The organism is Gryllotalpicola kribbensis, assembly GCF_039538245.1.
Classification (GTDB): domain Bacteria; phylum Actinomycetota; class Actinomycetes; order Actinomycetales; family Microbacteriaceae; genus Gryllotalpicola; species Gryllotalpicola kribbensis.
In genome coordinates this window covers 1-20,306 of the sequence record NZ_BAABBX010000014.1, presented here as the reverse complement: position 1 = coordinate 20,306, position 20,306 = coordinate 1, and the positions used below count along the sequence as shown (strand labels likewise).

17 protein-coding genes are annotated in these 20,306 nt (G+C 71.7%); 12 read left to right on the top strand and 5 right to left on the bottom strand.

The genetic code is table 11. The features are described from left to right. The first annotated feature begins 45 nt into the window (after positions 1-45). Both hemL and ABD716_RS08130 read left to right on the top strand, forming a co-directional pair. Positions 46-1,374, top strand: a complete 1,329-nt coding sequence (gene hemL / locus ABD716_RS08135) for a glutamate-1-semialdehyde 2,1-aminomutase (RefSeq protein WP_344775676.1) — start codon at positions 46-48, stop codon at positions 1,372-1,374. Between the two features lie 178 nt (positions 1,375-1,552). Next, positions 1,553-1,948: a hypothetical protein gene (locus ABD716_RS08130; protein WP_344775674.1), complete on the top strand. Its 396-nt coding sequence runs from the start codon at positions 1,553-1,555 to the stop codon at positions 1,946-1,948. Positions 1,949-1,951: 3 nt separating this feature from the next. Here the strand turns inward: ABD716_RS08130 and ABD716_RS08125 are convergent, their stop codons facing one another. From ABD716_RS08125 to ABD716_RS08110, 4 genes are all read right to left on the bottom strand, one after another. Beyond that, positions 1,952-2,365 (bottom strand): DUF1304 domain-containing protein, encoded by a 414-nt coding sequence (locus ABD716_RS08125; protein WP_344775672.1) that lies wholly within the window; start codon positions 2,363-2,365, stop codon positions 1,952-1,954. A 36-nt stretch (positions 2,366-2,401) separates the two neighbouring features. Continuing rightward, positions 2,402-3,235 carry an ABC transporter permease gene (locus ABD716_RS08120; protein WP_344775670.1) on the bottom strand — a complete coding sequence of 278 codons (834 nt, stop codon included), beginning with the start codon at positions 3,233-3,235 and terminating at the stop codon, positions 2,402-2,404. Next, complete coding sequence (locus tag ABD716_RS08115; protein ID WP_344775668.1) at positions 3,232-4,158, bottom strand: ABC transporter ATP-binding protein; 927 nt, start codon at positions 4,156-4,158, stop codon at positions 3,232-3,234. Before ABD716_RS08115 ends, ABD716_RS08120 begins: the two co-directional genes overlap by 4 nt. Before the next feature lie 83 nt (positions 4,159-4,241). Next, positions 4,242-5,177 carry an aldose 1-epimerase family protein gene (locus ABD716_RS08110; protein WP_344775666.1) on the bottom strand — a complete coding sequence of 312 codons (936 nt, stop codon included), beginning with the start codon at positions 5,175-5,177 and terminating at the stop codon, positions 4,242-4,244. Between the two features lie 99 nt (positions 5,178-5,276). On the opposite strand from ABD716_RS08110, the gene ABD716_RS08105 reads away from it, so the two are divergent. The 8 genes from ABD716_RS08105 (at position 5,277) to ABD716_RS08070 (ending at position 17,286) form a co-directional block, all read left to right on the top strand. Next, a complete protein-coding gene (locus tag ABD716_RS08105) occupies positions 5,277-7,361 on the top strand; it encodes a S53 family peptidase (RefSeq protein ID WP_344775664.1) in 2,085 nt (694 codons plus the stop codon). A 94-nt stretch (positions 7,362-7,455) separates the two neighbouring features. After that, positions 7,456-8,145 carry a polyprenol monophosphomannose synthase gene (locus ABD716_RS08100; protein WP_425553419.1) on the top strand — a complete coding sequence of 230 codons (690 nt, stop codon included), beginning with the start codon at positions 7,456-7,458 and terminating at the stop codon, positions 8,143-8,145. Positions 8,146-8,179: 34 nt separating this feature from the next. Then, entirely contained in the window at positions 8,180-8,731 is a 552-nt protein-coding gene (locus tag ABD716_RS08095; RefSeq protein WP_344775660.1) for a YbhB/YbcL family Raf kinase inhibitor-like protein, read from the top strand. Between the two features lie 110 nt (positions 8,732-8,841). Further along, on the top strand, positions 8,842-10,377 hold the full coding sequence (locus ABD716_RS08090) for an MmgE/PrpD family protein (RefSeq protein ID WP_344775658.1): 1,536 nt from the start codon (positions 8,842-8,844) through the stop codon (positions 10,375-10,377). An 11-nt stretch (positions 10,378-10,388) separates the two neighbouring features. Beyond that, positions 10,389-11,288 carry a methylisocitrate lyase gene (gene prpB / locus ABD716_RS08085; protein ID WP_344775656.1) on the top strand — a complete coding sequence of 300 codons (900 nt, stop codon included), beginning with the start codon at positions 10,389-10,391 and terminating at the stop codon, positions 11,286-11,288. A gap of 68 nt (positions 11,289-11,356) precedes the next feature. Continuing rightward, positions 11,357-12,460 carry a bifunctional 2-methylcitrate synthase/citrate synthase gene (locus tag ABD716_RS08080; RefSeq protein ID WP_344775654.1) on the top strand — a complete coding sequence of 368 codons (1,104 nt, stop codon included), beginning with the start codon at positions 11,357-11,359 and terminating at the stop codon, positions 12,458-12,460. A gap of 79 nt (positions 12,461-12,539) precedes the next feature. After that, positions 12,540-13,520 carry a DNA-3-methyladenine glycosylase family protein gene (locus ABD716_RS08075; RefSeq protein ID WP_344775652.1) on the top strand — a complete coding sequence of 327 codons (981 nt, stop codon included), beginning with the start codon at positions 12,540-12,542 and terminating at the stop codon, positions 13,518-13,520. Between the two features lie 16 nt (positions 13,521-13,536). Continuing rightward, complete coding sequence (locus tag ABD716_RS08070) at positions 13,537-17,286, top strand: proline dehydrogenase family protein (protein ID WP_344775649.1); 3,750 nt, start codon at positions 13,537-13,539, stop codon at positions 17,284-17,286. Here the strand turns inward: ABD716_RS08070 and ABD716_RS08065 are convergent. Beyond that, positions 17,283-17,648: a GntR family transcriptional regulator gene (locus ABD716_RS08065; RefSeq protein WP_344775647.1), complete on the bottom strand. Its 366-nt coding sequence runs from the start codon at positions 17,646-17,648 to the stop codon at positions 17,283-17,285. The genes ABD716_RS08070 and ABD716_RS08065 overlap by 4 nt on opposite strands. A 415-nt stretch (positions 17,649-18,063) precedes the next feature. Here ABD716_RS08065 and ABD716_RS08060 point away from each other — a divergent pair, with 415 nt between their 5' ends. Together ABD716_RS08060 and ABD716_RS08055 are read left to right on the top strand one after the other, a co-directional pair. Next, positions 18,064-18,828, top strand: coding sequence for a C40 family peptidase (locus ABD716_RS08060; protein WP_344775645.1), 765 nt, complete (start codon positions 18,064-18,066; stop codon positions 18,826-18,828). A gap of 153 nt (positions 18,829-18,981) precedes the next feature. Next, positions 18,982-20,187, top strand: coding sequence for a C40 family peptidase (locus ABD716_RS08055; RefSeq protein ID WP_344775643.1), 1,206 nt, complete (start codon positions 18,982-18,984; stop codon positions 20,185-20,187). The last annotated feature ends 119 nt before the right edge of the window (positions 20,188-20,306 follow it).

Sequence of the window (20,306 nt, the reverse complement as noted above, 5' to 3'; positions counted from 1 at the left end):
CTGAATCCCTGCACCCCCTGCACGAGACCGAAGGCAAGGCATCCGTTGACCACTAACGAGACCGAGTTCGAGCGCGCCCGGCGCGTCATCCCCGGCGGCGTCAACTCACCCGTGCGCGCCTACCGCTCGGTGGGCGGCGCGCCCCGCTTCCTGACGTCGGCGCGCGGCGCATACGTCACCGACGTCGAGGGCCGCGAGTTCGTCGACCTGGTCGCGTCGTGGGGGCCCGCGATCCTGGGCCACGCGCACCCCGAGGTCGTGCGGGCGGTGGCGGATGCCGCAGGCCGCGGTCTCTCGTTCGGCGCGACGACCCCCGCCGAGACCGAGCTCGCCGAGCTCGTCGTCGCACGGCTCGGGGGCGGCACGGCGGCAGGCGGCCTGGTCGACGAAGTGCGCCTCGTGTCGACCGGCACCGAGGCGACGATGACCGCGATCCGCCTCGCCCGCGGATTCACGGGGCGTCCGCTGCTCGTCAAGTTCGCCGGGCATTACCACGGGCACTCTGACGGGCTCTTGGCCGAGGCCGGCTCGGGCGTCGCGACGCTCGCGCTGCCGGCGTCTGCCGGGGTGCCCGAGCCGATCGCCGCGCAGACGCTCGTGCTGCCCTACAACGACCTGGCCGCCGTGCGGGCCGCCTTCGAGGCGCACCCCGGCGACATCGCCGCCGTGATCGTCGAGGCCGCCGCCGCGAACATGGGCGTGGTCGCGCCGCGGCCCGGGTTCAACGCCGCGCTGACCGAGCTCGCCCACGAGTTCGGGGCGCTCGTCATCCTCGACGAGGTGCTCACGGGGTTCCGCGTCTCTGCGCAGGGGTACTGGGGCATCGACGGTGCGGGGGAGGGCGGCTACACCCCCGACCTCGTCACCTTCGGCAAGGTCATCGGGGGCGGCATGCCGCTCGCCGCGCTCGGCGGCCGCCGCGAGGTCATGGAGTACCTCGCGCCCGTCGGCCCCGTCTACCAGGCGGGCACGCTGTCGGGGAATCCGCTCTCGGTCGCGGCCGGGCTCGCCACCCTGCGACTCGCCGACGATGCGGTGTACGCGACGCTCGACCGCGTCAGCGCCACGCTGCAGCAGGAGGTGTCGGCGGCGCTCGCCGCCGAGGGCGTCGAGCACACGATCCAGCGCGCAGGCAACCTGTTCTCGGTGCTGTTCGCCGCCTCGCCCGCGGTGGACTACGCCGGGGTGCAGGCGCAGCAGGCGTTCCGCTTCGGGCCGTTCTTCCACAGCATGCTCGAGCAGGGCGTCGCGCTGCCCCCGAGCGTCTTCGAGGCCTGGTTCGTGACGGCGGCCCACGACGAGCGGGCGCTTGAGCGCATCGTCGCGGCGCTGCCCGCCGCGGCCCGCGCCGCGGCACAGGCATCCCCGGCCTGACCCTCGGTCCCCGGTCGTCACAAACGTGGCTCAATCGCGCGAATAGCCCGCGACATCGACGACCGGGCGGTGGGCGCTACGGTCGGTCGTCACAAACGTGGCTCATCGGCCCGAATCGGCCGCAAAAGTGACGACCCACATCCGCGACGCGACCTGGCGGACACGGCAGACTAGGTTCATGGCCGATCTGCATGTGCACCGCGACCGCCTCGAAGTGCATCTGAGCACTGCCGAGAAACTGCTTGCGCTGCGCAAGGACGACCTCGTGATTCCCCGCGACGCGATCCGCTCGGTGGCGATCACGCAGGACCCGTGGATCTGGATCCGCGGCGTGCGCGTGCCCGGGGCCGCGATTCCGCTCACGCTCGCGATCGGCACGTGGAAGTTCCACGGCGGCAAGGACTTCCTGATCGTCAAGGGGAAGTCGCGGCCCGCCGTCGTCATCGACATCGCCCAGGACGACGCGGAAGAGGCCGAGATCGCCGACGGCTACGACCGCGTGATCGTCTCGACGACGCACGCGACGAAGCTCATCGAGGCGCTGCGGCACGCGCCGGCGACGGAAGAGAGCTGAGACTCAGGCGGTCGCCGCGACGATCGCCGTCAGCACGAGCCCGATGAGCGGCGCGAGACCCTGCGTGAGCGCAGCGGCGGCGAAGCGCCTGCCCAGCGTGAGCAGCACGAGGGATGCCGCGAGCATGCTGCCCGTGCTGAGGAAGACGAGCGCCAGGCCGGCCGAGCGCAGGCCGGACGACGGCGCCCCGCTGGCCAGCAGGACGACCCCGATCGCGGCGCCGATCGCGAGGAACAGGTTGTAGAAGCCCTGGTTGTAGGCGAGTTCCCGATTGGAATCCGCCTGGGCCTGGTCGGCCACGTTGAAGCGCCGCCAGACCGCGGGTCGCCTCCAGCCGAAGCTCTCCATCCAGAAGATGTAGACGTGCAGCAGCGCGGCGAGCGCGACGACGATGCAGGCGATGACGGTGACGACCATGCGTCAACTGTGCCCGCCCGGCGGCCGGGCGGGGCGTTACGACACGTCGCGGCGCCAGGTGGTGAGGCACCCGATCACGGTCACGGCCGCGCCGTAGATCACGAGCATCACGCCGCCGTGCTGCCAGCTGAGCTGGTCGACGACCATGGCGCCCTCCGCGGTGTTCTGCAGGTCGAGGAAACTCGCCCCGACGAGCGCGTCGCTCGAGGCGCCCGGCAGGAACTTCGCGGCGCCGGCCGTCTCGACCGAGAACGCCGCACCGAGGCGCAGCAGCGGCTCGACGAACTGCGTGAACGCGAGGATGATCACGATCACGGCCGCCTGGTTCGGCACGAGCACCCCGAGCCCGACGCCGACGAAGCCCCACAGCGCCATGGCGATCACAGCGCGCCCGAAGAGATGCCAGGTCGCGTGGTCGCCGAGCTCGGCGTTCAGTCCGTAGTGCGTGAGGGCGGCCGCGCCGCTCGAGACGGATGCCGCGAGCGCGAGCGCCCCGTAGGCCGCGCCGAAGACGACCGCGGTCACGATCTTCGCCCACAGCACCGTGTAGCGGTGCGGGTTCGCGAGGAACGTCGGGGTGATCGTCTGATAGCCCCACTCGCCCGCCGTGATCAGGGCGCCGAACAGCACGGGGAAGACGTAGCCGATCGAGGTGGCGAAGCTGTACAGCGGCGGCGCGAGGTCGCCGAAGCTCGGCACGAGGCCGTGGCGGGCGTGGATCGCCCCGGTCTGCAGGCCGGCGAAGAGCAGCCCGAGGCCGCCGGTGAGCGCCATCAGATACAGCACGAGGACGAGCGCGAGGCTCCACCACAGCCGCGTCGTGAAGATCTTCGTGAACTCGGACCCGACGCCGGCGAAGAACCCGATCACAGCCCGTCCTCCCCGACGAGACGCAGGAAGGTATCCTCGAGCGACCCCGTGTCGGTGCGCAGCTGCGAGAGCTCGACCCCGGCCGCGAAGGCCGCCCGGCCGACCTCTTCGCTGCTCGCGCCCCGCACGACGAAGCCGCTGTGGCTGCGCTCGAAGCCGAGCTGCGCGGCGCTCAGCGCCTGGGCCAGATCGTCGCGGCGGGGAGCGTCGACGACGGTGCTCGGGGCGATGCCGCCCGGGCTCTGAGCGCCGAGGCCCGCGAGCGTCCCGGCGTATCTGAGCCGCCCCTTCGCGATGATGATCACGTCATCGACGCTCTGCTGCACCTCGCTGAGCAGGTGCGAGCTGATCAGCACCGTGCGGCCCTGCGCGGCGAGCCCGCGCAGGAAGTGACGAATCCATCGGATGCCCTCGGGGTCGAGCCCGTTGATGGGCTCGTCGAGCACGAGCACCTCGGGGTCGCCGAGTAGCGCGAACGCCAGCCCCAGCCGTTGGCGCATGCCGAGCGAGTAGCCGCCGACGCGGCGGTCGGCCGCCTCGGTGAGGCCGACGGCCGCGAGGGCGTCGTCGATGCGGCGGGCAGGCACGCGGCCCGCCTGCGCGTAGACCCGCAGATGGTCGCGGGCGCTGCGGCCGGGGTGGAAGCTCGACGCCTCGAGCGCGGCGCCCACGCTCATGAGCGGGCGGCGCAGCCGCCGGTAGCGCACGCCGTTGAAGGTCGCCTTCCCCGAGCTGGGGCGCTCGAGGCCGAGCAGCATGCGCAGGGTGGTCGTCTTCCCGGCGCCGTTCGGCCCGAGGAATCCGGTCACGCGACCCGGCTGCACGCTGAACGTCAGATCGTCGACGGCCTTCACGCGGCCGAATCGCTTCGTCAGGCCGGCGATCTCGATCGTCGCGCCGGGCAGCCCGGTTGTCGTAGGCATGGCCCTCCTCGTCGGGGTCGGCGGCGGGGGTGGAGCTCTTCCACCCTAACCACACCGACCCCCGAACGGGGGGGCGGGTGCGTCTACAGCGCCGAGATGGTCCAGCCCGCGGTGTGCGACTCGCCGGGGCCGAGCACGATCAGGTCGGTGCCCGAGTTGAAGGCATCGGGCGGGCAGGTCATCGGCTCGACCGCGAGGCCGACGCGGTGCAGCTCGGGGTGCAGCTCGGGCTGCGGCTGGTCGGCCGTGTGCACCTGCACCCAGGGGCACGCCGCGTCCCAGGTGATCGCGACGCCCTCGCCGCCCGCGGTGCGAACCTCAACGGAGGCGCGGCCCGCGGCATCCCGCGCCAGCGACGTGAACGCGTGGTCGATGAAGACGCTGCCGATCTGGCGCGACTCGCGGAAGTCCCACGCGCCGTCGTTCGCGGTGTCGACGGATGCCAGGCCGAGCGGCAGCAGCGTGTCAGGGGTGACCTCGAGCACCTCGTCGGCAGGAAGCAGCAGCGACCAGTCGTCGACGAGGCCTGGGCCGGCCACGAGGTAGGGGTGCGGGCCGGTGCCCCACGGGGCGGCATCCGGCCCCGTGTTCACGCCCGTGATCGCGGAACGCAGCCCGTCGGCCCCGAGCTCGTACACGACCTCGACGTCGACGCGATGGGGATAGCCGGGCTGGGCGACGATGGTCGCGCCCAGCGTCACCCGCGACGGGGTCTGCTCGATGGCGCCGAAGTCGAGCCACGTGGCGAGGCCGTGCAGCGCATTGCCGCGCTCGGGCTCGGTGAGCGGAACCTGCTGCAGGACCCCGTCGAAGCGGTACGCGCCGCCGCCGATGCGGTTCGGCCACGGGGCGAGTGCGGCGCCGCGATACGCGGGCCGCACGCTGTCGGCGTCGAAGGGCACGACGAGGTCGCGGCCGCGGTGGGTCAGCGTGCGCAGAGAGGCGCCGACCGACGCGATGGTGGCGCTGTAGTCGCCGAAGGTGAGCTCGTACTGGGTGCCGGACAGGGGTCGCGTCATACGGGCAACGCTAGCGGCTGGCGGGTCGGCCGGCGGGGCGGCCGGGGAGGGAACGGCGTTCCCCTGTCGGATGTCCGAGGCTGTCCCTAGCATGTGAGCGTGCCTCGACTCCCCGGCCCCCGCCTCGCCGTCACCGCTGCTCTCGCGGCCGCTCTCGCGGCGGCCGTCACCGTGGGAAGCCCGGGCGTCGCGGCGGCCACCCCGACCCCCTCCCCGTCGTGGCAGCAGGTGCCCTCCGGCCCGACGGGCGGGCAGCTGCCCGGGGCGACCGCGTTCGGCGACACGCCGGGGTCGACGCCAGAGCAGGTGACCTTCGTGCTCAAGGGGCGCGGTATCGCGCAGCTGCAGCAGCAGGTGCTCGCGGGAGCCGTCGGCGGCCCGCAACGCCGCCTCACGGTCGCGCAGTTCGCGGCGAGCCACGGGCAGACGCCGCAGGCGATCGGGGCGCTCACGAGCTATCTGTCCCGTTTCGGCATCCGCTCGACCGTGCTCGCCAACCGGCTCGACGTGCAGACGACGGGCACGGCGTCCGCCTACAACCGCGCACTCAACGTGAGCCAGAAGCAGTACCGGGTTCCCGGCGGGCCGGCCCGCCACGGCGCCCGGGCCAGCCGCCCGCAGAACGTGCATGCGCCGACGAAGGCGCCGCAGCTGCCCCCGCGGCTGGCGCAGGGCGTCACGGCGATCTTCGGGCTGAGCAATTACGCCGCCTTCGGCAGCAGCACGGTGGCCGCCTCGGTGCCGGGGAAGAGCGCGCCCACCCTCAGCCCCGCGACGGTCGCCGCCGCGGTGCGGAAGGGCACGAGCGCGCCTGCAGCCCAGGGCGCGGCCGTGATCTCCGAAGACGACTGCGCTGCGATCACCCTCGGGTGGCCGCGCGACTGCAATCTGCCGCAGGACTTCGCGAGCGAGTACGGGCTCGACGACCTCGGCGCGCAGCACGACGGCACGGGCCAGACCATCGGCGTCGTCACCTTCGCGTCGCTCGACGAGGGCGCGCCCGAGTACTTCTGGCAGAGCCTCGCGGCCACGCCCCAGCGCCCGCGCTCCGTCACGGTGCGCAACGTCGACGGCGGCCCGGGGGCGGCCGACGAGTACTCCGACGAGACCGATCTCGACGTCGAGCAGGCGGGCGGTGTCGCGCCCGGCGCCGACATCGTCGTCTATCAGGCGCCGAACACGGATGCCGGCGGGGTCGACGCGCTCTTCCAGGCCGCGGTCGAGAACACCGCGGGCTCGATCAGCATGAGCTGGGCGGAATCCGAGACGCTGGTGGCGTTCGGCCAGGCGACCGGCGCCGCGTCCGCCGGCTGGCGGGCGGCCTTCGACCTCGCGTTCCTCGAACTCGCCGCGCAGGGTCAGTCGACCTTCGTCGCCAGCGGAGATGCCGGCCCCTACCAGGCGCACATCGAGGACGATCTCGCGACGACGAATCTCACGGTCTCGGCCTTCGCCGCGAGCCCGTTCGTCACCGCAGCGGGCGGCACCACGCTGCCGTACACGGTCGACTTCTGGGGCAGCTGGAGCGACGAGCAGGTCACGGTTCCCGCCGAGCGAGCGTGGAACTCGGCGTACCTGTGGGGGCCGTTCGCGCGCACCTACGAGGTGTCTTACCAGGAGGCGGCGACGGTGAACATCGGCGGCGGTGGCGGCGGCTACAGCCGGTACCAGCCGCTGCCGCCCTACCAGCGGCTCGTGCCCGGCGGCCAGAGCTTCACGGCCGTGCAGAATCTGACCGGCACGGACCCGCGCCAGCTCGCCGCAGGGCTCACGCTGCCGACCGACTGGGTCGCGAACGAGTCGCCGCGCATCGTGCACGGGCGGGCGACCGGCCGCGCGGTGCCCGATCTCTCGGCCGACGCCGACCCGCAGACCGGCTATCTCGTCTACGCGCCCGAATACGGCGGCCTGATGCCGCTCGGCGGCACCAGCCTCGTCGCGCCCCAGCTCGCCGGGGCCGCCGCCGTGATCAACGAGGCGAACCGCGGGCGCAGCGGGTTCTGGAACCCGTCGATCTACCGAGCGGCCGCGAGCCGGAACTCGCCGTTCACGGCACTCAGCACGACGGGCGGCGGCAACGACAACCTGTACTACACGGGGACCCCCGGCACGCTCTACAACCCGGCGACGGGTCTCGGCACTCCCGATCTCGGAAGGCTCGCGGGCGCGCTGCGCCGACGCTAGGGAGACGCCAGGGAACCCGCAGGTCTAGCCGGCGCATAGGCGCGGACCGATAGCGTTCTTCGTGGTGAGTGCGCTTCCGAACAACGTGCTGGTGATGATCCCGACCTACAACGAACGGGACAACGTGGAGTGGATCGTCGGCCGCGTGCGCCGCGCGCAGCCCGACGCGCACGTGCTCGTCGTCGACGACTCCTCACCCGACGGCACCGGCGAGCTCGCCGACGCGCTCGCCGCGGCCGACGAGCGGGTTCACGTGCTGCACCGCCCGGGCAAGCAGGGCCTCGGCCGCGCCTACATCGAGGCGATGCGCTGGGGCATCGCCCGCGGCTACGGGGTGCTCGTCGAGCTCGACGCCGACGGCTCGCACCAGCCCGAGCAGCTCGGCCGGCTGCTCGACGTGCAGGGCGCCGACCTCGTGCTCGGCTCGCGCTGGATTCCCGGCGGGGCGGTCGAGAACTGGCCGTGGCATCGGCGGGCGATCTCTCGGGTCGGCAGCGCCTATGCCCGCACCGTGCTCGGCCTCGGGGTCAGAGACGTCACGGGCGGGTATCGCGCGTTTCAGGCATCCGCTCTCGAGAAGCTCGACCTCGATGCCGTGCACAGCCACGGCTACGCGTTCCAGGTCGACATGCTCGCGCGTGCGGTGCGCGCAGGGCTGCGCGTGGTCGAGGTGCCGATCACCTTCGTCGAGCGCGAGCGCGGTGCGTCGAAGATGTCGATCGGCATCGTGGCCGAGGCGATGCTGCGCGTGACGTGGTGGGCGATCAGCCGGCGACGGCGCTGAGTCGCGCTGCTGCAGGCCGTCTTAGGCTCGGACCATGACCGAAACCTGGCACGACCCGTATGAGGAACTCGCCCAGCTGCGCGAGTTCGGGTCCTTCACCGTCACCAGTTCCTCCATCGACCACGGCCAGCCGATCCCGGCCGTGCACCGCTCGCCCGGGCAGGGCGGCTCGTCCGTCTCGCCGCAGCTGTCGTGGAGCGGCTTCCCCGCCGAGACGAAGAGCTTCGCCGTCACGCAGTTCGACCCCGACGCCCCCACGGGCTCCGGCTTCTGGCACTGGGCGGTCTTCAACATCCCCGCCGGCGTCACCGAGCTGCCCGAGAACGCGGGCGCCGAGGGCGGCGCGAACCTGCCGGCCGGCGCTGTGATGCTGCGCAACGAGCTCGGCCAGCGCGCCTACACGGGGGCCGCGCCGCCCGCGGGCACCGGCACGCACCGGTACTTCACCGTCGTGCACGCCGTCGACGTCGACACGCTCGACGTTCCCGAGGAGGCGAGCCCGGCCATCCTCGGCTTCAACCTGCACTTCCACACGCTGGCCCGCGCGATCCTCGTGCCGACGGCCTCGGCCGCCGACGCGAGTTAGCCACCCGAGGTGTGAGTTTGGGCGCACGATGCGCGAGTCGAGCCGCCCGAACTCACTCCTCGGTGCAGCGGGTGGCGGGGGAGCTGTCTGCCCCTCGGTAGGGTGGCCAGGTGGAAACGCATCACGTTCGAGTCCATCGCAGCGACGAGAACCTGGCCAAGGAAGACCAGCTCGCCTGGAAGATCGCGCAGCTCGCGACCGACCGGACCCCGGTCGACGACGACGTCACCGAGATGGTCGTGAACCGGGTCATCGACAACGCGGCCGTCGCCGCGGCATCCCTCGTGCGCCCCGCCCCTGCCGCGGCGCGTGCCCAGGCGCTCGCGCACCCCGTCTCGATCGGGGGAGCGGGCGCGACAGTCTTCGGCACCGCCCTGAATCGGCGCGCCTCGGTGGAATGGGCCGCGTGGGCGAACGGCGTGGCCGTGCGCGAGCTCGACTTCCACGACACCTTCCTCGCGGCCGAGTACTCGCACCCGGGCGACAACATCCCGCCCGTGGTCGCCGTCGCCCAGCACGCGGCCGCCCGCGGGCTGACGGGAGCGGACGTCATCCGCGGCATCGCCACCGGCTACGAGGTGCAGATCGACCTCGCCCGCGCGATCAGCCTGCACGCGCACAAGATCGACCACGTCGCGCACCTCGGGCCGAGCGCGGCGGCCGGCATCGGCGCGCTGCTCGGGCTGTCGGCCGACACGATCTACCAGGCGATCGGCCAGGCGCTGCACACGACCACCGCCACGCGACAGTCGCGCAAGGGCGAGATCTCCTCGTGGAAGGCGTATGCGCCGGCGCTCGCCGGCAAGGCCGCCATCGAGTCGATCGACCGGGCGATGCGCGGCCAGACCAGCCCGACGCCGATCTGGGAGGGCGAGGACGGCGTCATCGCCTGGCTTCTCGATGGGCCGGATGCCTCGTATGACGTGGCGCTGCCGGGGGCGGGCGAGCCCAAGCGCGCCATCCTCGACTCCTTCACGAAGGAGCACTCGGCCGAGTACCAGGCCCAGGCCTGGATCGACCTCGCCCGCAAGCTGCACAGCGAGTACCCGCTGATCTTCGACGACCCGGCGCGGGTGGAATCCATCGTTCTCAAGACCTCGCATCACACGCATTTCGTCATCGGATCGGGCGCGAACGACCCGCAGAAGTACTCGCCGGATGCCTCGCGCGAGACCCTCGACCACTCGGTGCCCTACATCTTCACGGTCGCGCTGCAGGACGGCGGGTGGGACCACGAGCACTCCTACGACCCCGAGCGCACCCATCGCCCCGACACGGTCGCGCTGTGGAAGAAGGTCACCACGGTCGAGGACCCCGAGTGGACCCGCCGCTACCACTCGCTCGACCCGAAGGAGCAGGCCTTCGGCGGTGCCATCGAGGTGCGCTTCACCGACGGCTCGGTGATCACCGACGAGATCGCGGTCGCCGACGCGCACCCCTCCGGCGCGAAGCCGTTCGCCCGCGACGACTATGTGCGCAAGTTCCGCACCCTCGCCGAAGACGCGCTCGAGCCCGAGGAGATCGACCGCTTCCTCGACGTCGCGCAGCGTCTGCCCGAGCTCACCGCCGACGAGCTCGGCGAGCTGAGCTTCACCGCGAAGTACGGGCATCTGGCGCAGGCTGACGTGCCCGACGGGCTGTTCTAGGAGGTCGCGACGTGCTCTACGCCAAGCAGACGGCCGCGGCCAAGCGCGCCGCGTTCCGCGAGCGGCTCGCGAGCGGCGAGCTGCTGCGCTTCCCCGGCGCCTTCAACCCGCTGTCGGCGCGGCTGATCGAGCGGCGCGGCTTCGACGGCGTCTACGTCTCGGGCGCCGTGCTGTCGGCCGACCTCGGGCTGCCCGACATCGGGCTCACGACACTCACCGAGGTCGCCGGGCGCACGCACCAGATCGCGCGCATGACCGAGTTGCCGACGCTCGTCGACGTCGACACGGGGTTCGGCGAGCCGATGAACGTCGCGCGCACGGTGCAGGAGCTCGAGGATGCCGGCGCGGGCGGCATCCACATCGAAGATCAGGTGAACCCCAAGCGCTGCGGCCATCTCGATGGCAAAGAGGTCGTCGACGACGAGACGGCGATCAAGCGCATCCGCGCCGCGGTCGATGCCCGCCGCGACCCGAACCTGCTGATCATGGCCCGCACCGACGCGCGCGGCGTGGTCGGGCTGCCCGGGGCGATCGACCGCATGAAGGCGCTGGTGGATGCCGGCGCCGACGCGATCTTCCCCGAGGCGATGGCCACCCTCGACGAGTTCGCGGCCGTGCGGGCATCCGTCGACGTGCCGATCCTGGCGAACATGACGGAATTCGGGAAGTCCGAGCTGTTCACGGTCTCGCAGCTGCGCGACGTCGGCGTCAACATCGTCATCTGGCCGGTCTCGCTGCTGCGGCTCGCGATGGGGGCGGCGCTGAGCGGGCTCGACGAGCTCGATGCTTCCGGGTCGCTCGCGGCGCTCACCGGGCAGATGCAGCATCGCGCCGAGCTGTACGAGCTGATCGACTACGAGGGCTACAACGCCTTCGACTCGGGGATCTTCAACTTCAACGTCGAGAAATAGTCCGCTGGTCGACTCGCCGAAAGCGAATGGAGACCGAGACCGAGACCGAGACCGCTCAAGGAGGAGCAATGACAGACACCGAGATCCACAAGGGCCTCGCCGGCGTCGTCGTCGACACGACCGAGATCTCGTCGGTGAATCAGCAGACGAACTCGCTGCTCTACCGCGGCTACCCGGTGCAGGAGCTCGCGGCGAAGTGCAGCTTCGAGCAGGTCGCCTATCTCATCTGGCACGGCGAGCTGCCGAGCGACGACGAGCTCGGCGCCTTCGAGGCGGTCGAGCGGGGGCAGCGCGCCTTGCGGCCCGAGGTGCAGGCGCTCATCGAGCAGACGCCGGTATCGGCGCATCCCATGGACGTGCTGCGCACTGCGGTCAGCCTGCTCGGCGCGCTGGAAACTCGGTTCCCCGACGAGCAGAGCGACTACGAGAAGGCCGTGCGGCTGTTCGCGCAGCTGCCTGCGATCGTCGCGTACGACCAGCGGCAACGCGACGGCATGGACCCGATCCCGCCTCGTGAGGATCTCGACTATGCGTCGAACTTCCTCTGGATGACCTTCGGCGAGCTGCCAGACCCCGTCGTGGTCGACGCGTTCCGACAATCGCTCGTGCTCTATGCGGAGCACTCGTTCAACGCGTCGACGTTCACCGCCCGCGTCGTCGCCTCGACGCTGTCGGATCTGCACTCGGCCGTGGTCGCGGCCATCGGGGCGCTGAAGGGGCCGCTGCACGGCGGCGCGAACGAAGCCGTGATGGCGACCTTCGCCGAGATCGGCTCGGCGTCGAACGTGCAGGCGTGGCTCGACGACGCCCTCGCGAGCAAGAAGAAGATCATGGGCTTCGGGCACCGCGTCTACAAGAACGGGGACTCGCGCGTGCCGACCATGAAGGCGGCGCTCGACACGCTCATCGAGCACTACAACCGGCCCGATCTGCTCGAGCTCTACACGGCGCTCGAGCAGGCGATGGCCGCGGCGAAGAACATCAAGCCCAATCTGGACTACCCGTCGGGGCCCGCCTATCACCTGATGGGCTTCGACACCCCGACCTTCACCCCGCTGTTCGCGGCGGCGCGCATCACCGGCTGGACGGCCCACTTCATCGAGCAGCAGGCGCACAACTCGCTGATCAGGCCGCTGTCGCAGTACGTCGGCCCGGCGCAGCGCGCGGTCTGAGCCGCTCACCGCAAATCGAGTACGCCGCATTCGATGCGCGCCGCGCGGCGCTGTCAGCCCGGCAGGTTAGCGTGTGCGCATGACGTTGACGGATGCCTCACCCGCGGCCCGCGCCGAGGAAGAGGCATCCGATCACACGCTCGCGACGACCTATGCGCCCGCCGAGCCCGTCGACCTGCGCGCGACGCTCGGGCCCATCGGCCGCGGCCCGTACGACCCGACAACGCAGTGGGAGGCGTCGTCCTCTGCGGTCGTGTGGCGCACCTTCACGACGCCCGACGGCCCCGTGACGCTGCGGCTCGAGCAGCCCGGCCGCGGCGCCGCCATCAGCGCGCGCGCCTGGGGGCCGGGCAGCGAGTGGGCGATCGCCGGCGTTCCGCAGCTCTGCGGCGCCGATGATGACTGGTCGCAGCTCGATCTGTCGCGGCATCCGTTCTTGGCTGACACACTGCGCCGCAATCCCGGTCTGCGCCTGCCCACGACGCGACGCGTCTTCGAGGCGATGGCTCCCGCGATCTTCGAGCAGAAGGTGACGAGCCTCGAGGCCTACCGCGAGTGGGCGCGGCTCGTGACCCGCTTCGGCACGATGCCGCCGGGGCCCGCGCACCTCATGCCGCGCAACCTCAGGGTCGCGCCGACGCCCGAGGTGTGGCGCGCGATTCCGAGCTGGGAGTGGCACCAGGCCGGCGTCGACCCCACGCGCAGCCGCACCCTCGTCGAGGCCGCGAGCCGGGCGGCCGCGATCGAGCGCGCGGCAGACGGCGCCGACCCGACGACCGCGCTCACCAGTCTGCGCGGCATTGGCCCATGGACCGTGGCCGAGACGCTGCAGCGCAGCCACGGCCACCCCGACCAGGTCTCGGTCGGCGACTATCACGTGCCGCACTTCGTCGGCTACGCGCTCGCCGGCGACCGGCAGTGCGACGACGAGGGCATGCTCGAGCTGCTCGAGCCATGGGCCGGTCAGCGCCAGCGGGTCGTGCGGCTGATCCTTCTGAGCGGTCGGCTGCCCGAGAGGCGCGGCCCGCGGGCGACGATCACCGATCATCGGCGTCGCTAGAAATATCCTTGCGACCATGGCCACTGGCGAGAGCGATCCGGGCGCGGGCGAGGGCACGAGCGAACTGCAGTCCGTCGCGGCCGCCGCCGTCGAGCAGGTGCGCCAGTGGCTCGCCGAGCCCGCACAGCAGTGGCCGAGCGGGGCGCGGCGTCTGGCCGAGCTGCTGCGGGAAGAAGGCGGCCTCGACTTCGCCGTGCAGTTCGTCGACGGCGTCGCCCGCCCGCGCGACCTCTCCGTCGCCGCTCGCAAACTGCACGAGCTGTCGGGGCGCGTGCCTGCTTCCCTGCATGGCGGGCTGCGCACGGCGCTCGGCCTCGGCGGCCAGCTCGGGCCGGTGCTGCCCTGGGCCGTCGTGCCCGCCGCGCGTGCGGCGCTCCGGCGGCTCGTCGGGCACCTCGTCGTCGATGCGACCCCGGCCAAGCTCGGGCCCGCGCTCGCGAAGCTGCGACAGGGCGGCCACCGCCTCAACCTCAACCTGCTCGGCGAGGCGGTGCTCGGCGAAGAGGAGGCGGGGAACCGGCTCGCGGGCATCCGCCGGCTGCTCGAGCGGCCCGACGTCGACTACGTGAGCGTCAAGGTCAGCAATGTCGTGAGCAACCTCAATCTGTGGGGCTTCGACGACGCCGTGGCGCGCATCGCACAGCGCCTCATTCCTCTTTATGAGCTCGCGGGCGCGGGCGGCGAGACCTCGGTCACGCCGGGCCGCACCAAGTTCATCAACCTCGATATGGAGGAGTACCGCGACCTCGACCTGACCGTCGCGGTGTTCAAGCGGGTGCTCTCGAACCCCCGGCTCGCGCACCTCGAGGCGGGCATCGTGCTGCAGGCCTATCTGCCCGATGCGCTCGACGCCCTGCAGGACCTCACCGAGTGGGCGCAGGCCCGCCGGGCCGCGGGCGGTGCCGCGATCAAGGTGCGGCTCGTCAAGGGCGCGAACCTGCCGATGGAGCGCGTCGACGCCGAGCTGCACGGCTGGCCGCTCGCGACCTGGGGCTCAAAGCTCGACACCGACGTCAACTACAAGCGCGTGCTCGACTGGGCGCTGACCCGCGAGCACACGGATGCCGTGCGCCTCGGCGTCGCCGGCCACAACCTGTTCGACGTCGCCTTCGCGTGGGAGCTCGCCGGCGTGCGCGGCGTGCGCGACCGCATCGATTTCGAGATGCTGCTCGGCATGGCGACGGATGCCGTCGCGAAGACCGTCGGCGGGTTGACGCTCTATACGCCCGTGGTCAGGCCCGAGGAGTTCGACGTCGCGATCTCGTACCTCGTGCGGCGGCTGGAAGAGAACGGCTCGCCCGAGAACTTCATGTCGGCGCTGTTCGAGCTGACGGGTGCGGAGTCCCGGGTCGGCGCGTCGCAGGAGCTGTTCGAGCGCGAGTGCACGCGCTTCCTCGACGCCGTCGACCGCTACGAGGCCGTGCGCGAGCCCCTCGGCGTCGCCCCGCTGCCGAACCGCCGCCAGGACCGGGCCCGTGAGTGGCAGGACGAGAATGCCACGGCCCTCTTCCACCCCCGCGTCGACCCGGTCGACCCGGGCGGGCAGGCGGCGCGCGACGCCGGGCTCACCGTCGCGGTGCTCGGGCTGCCGCAGGACGGCGGATGGGCGTCGGCCGACACACGCCGGAAGGAGGCGTTCGCGCCGCCGATGCCGGCCGAATGGCAGGCGCGCGGTGACCGGCAGACCTTCCGCAACGTCTCCGACAGCGACCCCTCGCTCGCGGCCAACCGCGCCTGGGCGAAGCGCCTGCTCGCGCGCGCCTCGGGCAGCGACCTCGGCATCGCGGCCGTCATCGCGGCCAGGGTCGCCGACGAGCGCAGGCTCGAGCAGCTCATCGCGGCCGTGCGTGCGGCCGGGGTGCGCTGGGGCCAGGCGCCCGGCAGCGAGCGCGCCGATGTGCTCGACCTCGCCGGTCTTGCGATCTCGGCCAACCGCGACCAGTTCATCGAGGTGATGGTCGCCGAGACCGGGAAGACGCTCGCCGAAGCCGACGTCGAGGTGAGCGAGGCCGCCGACTTCGCCCACTACTACGCCGCCCTCGCGCGCGAGCTCGACACCGTGCAGGGTGCCCGCTTCGAGCCGAGCGCGCTCACGGTGGTCGTGCCGCCGTGGAACTTCCCGGTCTCGATTCCGGCCGGCGGGGTGCTCGCCGCGCTCGCCGCGGGCAGCGGGGTCATCATCAAGCCCGCACCCCAGTCGAAGCGCTGCGCCGCGGTGCTCGTCGACGTGCTGCATCGTGCCGGAGTGCCGCGCGACGCGCTCGCGCTCGTCGACATCGACGAGGAATCCGCGCAGTCGAAAGCACTCATTACCGACACGCGGGTCGACCGTGTCGTGCTCACCGGGTCGTTCGAGACGGCGCAGCTGTTCCGCTCCTGGCGCCCCGACCTGCCGCTGCTGGCCGAGACGAGCGGCAAGAACGCGATCATCGTCACGCCGAGCGCCGACTACGACCTGGCGGTCGCCGACATCGTGCGCAGCGCGTTCGGGAATGCGGGGCAGAAGTGCTCTGCGGCATCCCTCGTGATCCTCGTCGGCTCGGTCGCCGACGACGCGCGCTTCCGCCACCAGCTGATCGACGCGACGCGCAGCCTGCGGGTCGGGCCCGCGACCGACCCGGCGACCCAGATGGGCCCGCTCATCCAGCCGCCGTCGGGGAAGCTCGAATGGGCGCTCACCGAGCTCGACGAGGGCGAGACGTGGCTCGTGCGCCCGAAGCCGCTCGACCGCGACGACATCGCGGCCGGCCGGCTGTGGTCGCCCGGCATCAAGACCGGGGTCGAGCCAGGCAGCCGCACGCATCTGACCGAGTTCTTCGGCCCGGTGCTCGGCGTCATGCGCGCCCGCACCCTGGCCGAGGCGATCGCGCTGCAGAACGCCGTCGACTACGGGCTGACGGCGGGCCTGCACTCGCTCGACGCCCGTGAGATCCGGCAGTGGCTCGGTGCCGTCGAGGCGGGAAATCTCTACGTGAACCGGCACATCACCGGTGCGATCGTGCAGCGGCAGTCGTTCGGCGGGTGGAAGAAGTCCGCCGTCGGCCCGACCGTGAAGGCAGGCGGCCCGAACACCCTGTTCCCGCTCGGGACCTGGGTGAGCGTGCCCGGCGAGCAGAGCAACAGCCTGCACCTGCGCGGGCTCGGCCACGATGTGCAGCAGCTGATCGAGCTCGCCCAGTCCGAGCTGTCCTACGAGGACTTCGACGTCGTGCGCCGCTCGGCCCTGTCCGATGCGATCGCGTACGCGACCGAGTACGGGCGGGTGACGGATGCCTCAGGGCTGCGGTCCGAGCGCAATCTGTTCCGCTACCGCCCCGTTCCGGTCAGCATCCGCCTCGGGCCCGGCGGAACGCTGCCCGAGCTGCTGCGCGTGCTCGCGGCGGCATCCGTGTCGCGCGCGCGATTCGATGTCTCGACCCACGTCGCGCTGCCCGCGGGCGTCGCCGCGTGGCTCGAGGCGCACAGTGTTCCGGTGAAGGTCGAAGACGATGACGCCTGGCACGCGCGGCTCACCTTCCGACCCGAGACGATCGAGGTCGGGGGGCCGGCGACGCCCCCCAAACCGATCCACCGCATCCGCCTGATCGGCGGGAACGGACTCACGGCCTCGCGTGCTCTGCGCGGCGACCCCGAGGTCGCCATCTACGACGCCCCCGTCACGGCGTCGGGCCGCGTCGAGCTGCTCCCATTCTTCCGTGAGCAGGCGATCTCGATCACGAACCACCGCTACGGGGCGATCGTCGACCTGACCGATGCGGTGATCTAGCCGAGCTCGCCGTTGATCGCCGCGACGACGACCCGCTGCGCGTCCTTCGCGCTGACGCCGAGGCTCGCCGCCTTGCGGGCGAACTGCGTCGCCGCGGCCTGCAGCTGCTGCTGGATCGCGTCGCCCTGATTCGCGATGAACGAGCCGCGGCGGCCGAAGGTCTCGACGATGCCGTCTTCTTCGAGAAGGCGGTAGGCGCGTGCGACCGTGTTGACCGCGATACCGAGTTGATCTGCCAACTGGCGGACGGTGGGAAGCTTAGCGCCCGGCGGCAGTGAGCCTTCGCGAACCCCCGCGAGAAGCTGGGTTCGCACCTGCTCCGAGGCGGGCGCAGGATTTGTGGCGTCAATTCTCAGTTCCATGCCAGATTTCCCCCGTCGATCGTTCCCCGGCCGTCAGGGCGGTTGATCGCCACGCGCGTCCCCACGTCGACGTGCACGCCCATTTGTGCAGGTCACTGCCCATATCCAACAGGGGATGCCCCACTGCCTGCAACCCGCAAGCTTGGAATCCTCGGGGAATCCCCACGATCGCAACGCATCAAACGTGGTGCATGAGGCAACACGTGCGCACGACCTGTCCACCCTGGGACTTTCGGCCCAGTCCGCGTGCATAGAGTTCCGGGCGGCCCCGACGGCGGGGCTCTCAGCTCGACGCCCCGCCCCGGTCCCCCTTCCGGTCGGCGTGTGTGCGGCTGAGAACGACCGAGTTCCCCTCCCGACCCGAAAGCCCTCGTGGCGTCGCCCCCCTGCGCCCACGACGAGACCCGAAAACGACATGCGCACCACCCTGCCCTCCCACCAGTCCCACGGCTGGCTGCGCAGGCGCTCAGCTCGCCTGCTCGCCGGTACGACTCTCGCGATCACCGGATGCCTCGCCATCGCCGTTCCCGCCCATGCCGCGACCCTGAACGCGGGCGCCGCGCCTGTGACGGCCGCTGCTGCGGCGTCCCTCAGCGCGGCATCCGTCACCGCCGCGACGACGTCGACCGCGCTCGACGGATCCCCGACCTCCACGGTCGACCTGCAGTCGCTCGACGTCTCCGACAAGATCCCCGCGCCGAAGATCGTCGAAGAGAGCTACTCGGCGGTCGCGCCGAACGTGCCGCAACTGCTGCAGAAGGCGGCGCCTCAGACCGACGCCGCGACGCTCGCCTCGACGTCGTCCGCTCTCGGCGCGACCCCCGGCCAGCGGCTCAAGATCGTCGGCGCGGCGCTCGCGTACCTCGGCACGCCGTATGTGCTGGGCGGCGCGAGCCACTCGGGCATCGACTGCTCGGGCCTCACGATGGCCGCCTATGCCACGGTGGGCATCAACCTGGTGCACTATGTGCCGAACCAGGACGCCGCGGGGCGCGTCATCAGTGCCGATCAGGCGAAGCCGGGCGACCTGGTCGTCTTCGACGACGAGGCGCACGTCGGCATGTACCTCGGCAACGGCCTGCTCGTCGCGGCGCCAGAGCCGGGGCGCAACGTGCAGATCGAGCCGGTCAGCAAGTGGTCGGGGATCGGCTATCACTTCACCCGGATCCTCAACGACTGAGCCCGATTGTTGGGCATCCCCCCAAATCTGGGAGGGTCCCGTACGGCCCGCCGCGGTCGGTCTGATAAGTTCGCCAGGTCGACTTCCGGGTCGGCACTTCGGGGGACTGAGCAAGGCGGGCCGTAACGCCCCGACGGCAAAGGGAGTAGAGCTATGGCGAGACGGAGGATCGACGCGTCTCTCGATGCATTCGATGCTCTGATCGCCGACCTGGCCGATGCCGGTGAGATCGCCCCCTCCGAGGTCACCGCGCTGCGCGCGCAGAACGCGGTTCCGCAGACCAGCGAGATTCCCGTTCAGGTGCTGAACCGCTGGGCCGCACTCGCTCCCTCCGTATCGGCCGTCGCCGCTGAGACCGGTGCGCTCGCCGACGAGGCGCCTGCGGCGGCCGCGGCGCCTGCGGCACAGCCCGCGCCGGCCGTCGAGGCGCCCGCGCGCCCGCAGCCCCTGACGCGTCGTGAAGCGCGCGCTCTGCGCGAGGCGGAGGAGCAGCTCGCCGCGGCACGCGCGACCGACCCGGTCGCCCCGGCCGTGCCTCGACCCGTTGCCGAGCGCTCGCCCGACCCCCGCGTCGAAAGCGCCGTCGAGTCGGCGGCCCGGGAAGAGAATGCGCGCCGCACGGAAGACCTGATCCACTCGCACCGCGTGCGTCCTGCGGCTGCCGAGCCCGCGCCGGCCGCTCTCGCGGCAGCTGCCCCGAAGCCCCCGCGCCGCAGCGCCCGCCGCAGCCTCGCCGCCGGCCTCGGGGCCGTCGTGCTGATCCCGTCGCTGTGGCTCGTCGTGCCGGCCACAGCAGACACGATGCCCGGGCCCGCCACCGCCGACGCCCACGGCCACACGGCCGAGCAGATCCTGCAGATCGCCGACAACGTGAAGTCGCCGACGATCAGCAACAACGACTACGTTGCCACGGCCATCGCCGCGATCGTCGCGAAGGAGGGCGGTGCATCGGCAGAAGCTGCCGAGCCCGCCATCGTCGATGCCCTCGCCGCAGGAGGCGACCGCGCGAAGATCGTCCAAACGGCGCTGAGCTACATCGGCACGCCGTACGTCCTCGGCGGCAGCAGGCACACCGGCATCGACTGCTCGGGGCTCACGCTGCAGGCCTACGCCGCCATCGGCATCAGCCTCGCGCACTATGTGCCCACGCAGGACGCCGTCGGCACCCGCATCACCCGTGACCAGGCTCAGCCCGGCGACCTCGTGGTGTTCAACAACGAAGACCACGTCGGCATCTACCTCGGTGACGGCCAGGTCATCGCCGCACCCGCACCGGGCCGGCGCGTCTCGATCGAGGCGGTCGACATCTGGGAGCCGGTCGGCATCCACTTCACCCGCATCCTTCCCGCCGGGCAGTAAGCGCCGCGCCCGCCGGGCAGAGTTCTGCCTTGCGGCCCGCTTGTGTTGCTAGGCGGCGGGGGTGAGGTTGCGTTTGGGGGTGTGGACGGCTGCGACCCATTCGGTGGCGTGGGATCCGA